The sequence below is a fragment of the Haloferula rosea genome, from assembly GCF_016595525.1.
GTDB lineage: Bacteria > Verrucomicrobiota > Verrucomicrobiia > Verrucomicrobiales > Akkermansiaceae > Haloferula > Haloferula rosea.
Genome location: NZ_JAENII010000049.1, coordinates 1 through 790, shown reverse-complemented (window position 1 = coordinate 790; position 790 = coordinate 1). Strand labels below are relative to the sequence as shown.

At 54.9% G+C, this 790-nt stretch carries 1 protein-coding gene; it reads left to right on the top strand.

What is annotated here, in order from left to right:
• The first annotated feature begins 339 nt into the window (after positions 1-339).
• Positions 340-681, top strand: a complete 342-nt coding sequence (locus JIN81_RS18780) for a hypothetical protein (protein WP_234045605.1) — start codon at positions 340-342, stop codon at positions 679-681.
• The last annotated feature ends 109 nt before the right edge of the window (positions 682-790 follow it).

Here is a 790-nt window from a genome sequence, read left to right as displayed (position 1 = left end):
TGGCTTCAGATGGTAGTTTCGTTTCATTTCTGGTATTCCTACAGGGGACTTGAACCCCATTTACAACGCGCCCATGCTGGGCACACACAAGTCGCTGGTGGACGACCCCTATCAGCGGCTTTGTTGAATTCTTGCCGCCAGCGTCGGCAGCTGATTGATTGTGCGTGGCCTCTCTGGTGCGGTTACCGGGGTCGCCACAGCTTTTACGTTAGCGTAAGAATGAAGACCCTCGGAGTACCAGCTTTCTTCGTTTTGACTGTGTTCCTGTGGGTAGGGTTCGCCCAGAATGTACTGTCGGCGAGCCGTTTCGACGCACTCTGTAGCGATGCCCCTATCATCGTGCGCGCCAAGATCCTGAAACTAGCGCGTGGGACCGCAATCAGCGACAACAGCCTCGAATTCACGGTTGATGCTGAGGTCCTCAATGCCGCGAAGGGAGACCTTAAGCGGAGTGAGCGAATAAGGGTCGTCATCAAGCTCCCTGTGAGAGACAGCGCCTTGCTGCGTGATACACCCTTTGGAATGAATGAGGGAGACGACTTTATCCTTTTTCTTCAGGCTCGATATTCAGCCGACAAGAAGACACTCCTCCACTACAGATTTACTGAGACCCCGCTTGGATGCCTCCCCCACGATTTCTACACGTGGAAGCGAATCGATCGAGCAATCGAAAAACGCTAATCGGGTCCCGGGGCGTGATTAGCTCCCCGGTCCCACACCACCCTGCGTACGGCTCCGTACAGGGCGGTTCCAATCAGACTCGGGCATGAGGCCCGTAGTGAAGCTTGAT